This is a genomic window from Streptomyces deserti, assembly GCF_054782695.1.
Genome location: NZ_BAAGRZ010000091.1, coordinates 1 through 3,052, shown reverse-complemented (window position 1 = coordinate 3,052; position 3,052 = coordinate 1). Strand labels below are relative to the sequence as shown.

At 71.1% G+C, this 3,052-nt stretch carries 1 protein-coding gene; it reads right to left on the bottom strand.

Going from position 1 to position 3,052, the window contains the following annotated elements; translation table 11 throughout:
- On the bottom strand, window positions 1–3,052 hold a 3,052-nt coding region (locus ACYVMZ_RS39185; RefSeq protein ID WP_461088070.1), incomplete at both ends, for an SDR family NAD(P)-dependent oxidoreductase.

Genomic DNA, 3,052 nt, shown 5'->3' with positions numbered 1-3,052 from the left:
GCCCGTACGTGGCGATCAGCGCCTGCGCCTCGATCGGATCCCCGAGCGTCGTCCCCGTACCGTGCGCCTCCACCGCATCCACATCACCCGCCGCCAACCCGGCACTCGCCAACGCAGCACGGATCACCCGCTGCTGCGACGGACCGTTCGGAGCCGTAAGCCCATTGCTCGCACCGTCCTGGTTCACCGCAGACCCACGCACGACGGCCAACACCTGGTGCCCGTTCCGCCGGGCATCGGACAGCCGCTCCAACAGCAGCAGACCGACGCCCTCCCCCCACCCGGTGCCGTCAGCGGCCTCGGCGAAAGCCTTGCACCGGCCGTCAGCCGCCAGGCCCCGCTGCCGGCTGAACTCCACGAACGCGCCGGGGGTGGACATCACCGTCACACCACCGGCCAGCGCCATGTCGCACTCGCCCTGTCGCAGTGCCTGCGCCGCAAGATGCAGGGCGACGAGCGCCGAAGAACAGGCCGTGTCCACGGTCATCGCGGGGCCTTCGAAGCCGAACACATACGACAGCCGACCGGACACGACACTGGCCGCGTTGCCGGTGCCGATGTAGCCCTCGACGCCCTCCGGGGCGTCCTTCAGGAGGTCCAGGTAGTCCTGGCCGTTCGTCCCGGCGAAGACTCCGGTGCGGCTGCCGCGCAGCGTTGCCGGGTCGATGCCCGCCCGCTCGATCGCCTCCCAGGCCGACTCCAGCAGCAGCCGCTGCTGCGGATCCATGGCCAGCGCCTCACGCGGCGAAACCCCGAAGAACGCAGCGTCGAACTCGGCGGCGTCGTACAGGAATCCACCCTGGCGTGTGTACGTGGAGCCGGGGTGGTCCGGGTCGGAGTCGTACAGTCCCTCCCCGTCCCAGCCGCGGTCGACCGGAAACTCACCGAGGGCGTCGACCCCGTCCGCGAGGAGCTGCCACAGGTCCTCGGGGGAACGGACTCCGCCGGGGAAGCGGCAGCTCATCGACACGATCGCGATCGGCTCGTCGTCGACAGGGCCGGTGCTCCGGACGGTGTGGCCGTCCGCGAGGTCCCGATCGGCCCCGAGCAGTTCGCCGTACAGATACTCGGCGGTCGCCAGGGGGGAGGGGTGATCGAAGACCAGGGTGGCCGGCAGGGTGAGGCCGGTCGCGGCGCCCAGCCGGTTGCGGAGCTCCACCGAGGTCAGCGAGTCGAAGCCCAGTTCCTTGAAGGCGCGGTCCGCGCCGACTGCTTCGGGGCCGCTGTGACCGAGTACGGCGGCCACCTGCGTGCGCACGAGCTCCCGCAGGGTCCGTTCGGCCTCCTCACGTGACATGGCCGCCAGACGTCGGCTCAGCGCCGGGCCATCGACGTGCCCCTTCCCGGCCGACGACTCGGCACGGACGGTCCTGGCCTCCGGCAGATCGTCGAAGAGGGTGCTGGGCCGGGCGGCCGTGAACCCTTCGACGAACCGCTCCCACAGCACGTCCGCGATGACGAGCGTGGCCTGCCGGTCCTGGCCCGCGCCCCGGCCCACGGCCTGGCCCAGCGCCTCCACGGCCCGCGAGGCGTCCATGACGGGTAGGCCCGCCTGACGCATGCGCGCCGCGGCATCGTCCCCGGCCGCCATGCCGCTCTGCGCCCACGGGCCCCATGCCAGCGACAGGGCGGGCAGCCCGAGCGACTGCCGGTGCTCGGCGAGCGCGTCCAGGCAGGCGTTGGCGGCAGCGTAGTTGGCCTGGCCGGGGGCTCCGACAGTCCCGGTGAGCGAGGAGAACAGGACGAACGCCGACAACTGCTCGCTCTCCAGCGTCAACTCGTGCAGATTGAGCGCCGCCTGCACCTTCGCCCGGAACACCGTGGCGAACCGCTCCGCCGTCATGGCATCCAGCACACCGTCGTCCAGCACACCAGCCGTGTGGAACACACCCGTCAACGGCAACTCCTCCGGCACCGCCGCCAGCAACCCCGCCAGCGCCCCCCGATCCGCCACATCACACGCGGCAAAAGTCACCCGGGCACCCAACTCCTCCAACTCGGCACGGAGTCGGTCAGCACCAGGAGCATCCGGACCACGCCGACTGGTCAGGATCACATGCTCGGCACCCTCCCGCGCCAACCACCTCGCCACATGACCACCCAACGCACCCGTACCACCCGTGACCAGCACACTCCCCCGCGGCACCCACCCGGCACCACCCACCGACACCGACCCGAACGGCGCCCGCACCAACCGCCGTACGAACACCCCCGACCCACGCACCGCCACCTGATCCTCACCGGAAGCCGCTCCCAGAACCCGCACCAGGCCGGCCAGCGCCTTCTCATCCACCTCCGCCGGCAGATCGACCAGACCACCCCACAGCTGCGGGTACTCCAGGGCCACCACACGTCCCAGGCCCCACACCTGCCTCTGCGCGGGACGGTGCGCGAGATCGGATGCGCCCACGGACATGGCGGACCTGGTGGCCAGCCACAGCGGAGCGACCAGTCCGGCCGTGTGCAGCGCCTGTACGAGGGTCAACGTCCCGACCAGGCCGCCGCTGACCGACTCATGAGCGGTGTGCGGTTCCTCGTCAAGCGCCAGGAGGGAAAGCACACCGGCCAGTTCGCGTCCCGCGACCTCCTTCCGCAGTCGTTCGGCGAGCTCCTCGCGTTCGGTTCCCGCCGCGTCGACCGGGACCACGAGAACCTCCGCACCGTTTCCGGTCAGGACACGGTCCAGGGCGGTGATCCACTCCTCATGCGCTCGCCCGACCGGAGCCAGGAGCACCCAGGTCCCGTCGAGCTGTGCGGAGGACGTCCCGCTGAACGGTGTCCAGGAGACCTGGTAGCGCCAGCTGTCCAGGGTGGCGGTGTGGCGTCGCCTACGGCGCCACGAGGACAGCACCGGTACGAGCTCGGTCAGCGCCGCGTCGCTCTCACCCGCGTCCAGCTCGGCCCGCAGCGACTCCAGGTCCCCGCCTTCGATCGCCTCCCAGAACCGGGCCTCGACCTCGTCCACGGGTGCCGTGCCGTGCTTCGTGGTCGGTGCCGACGTGGTGTCCAGCCAGTAGCGGTCGCGTTGGAAGGCGTAGGTGGGGAGGTCGAC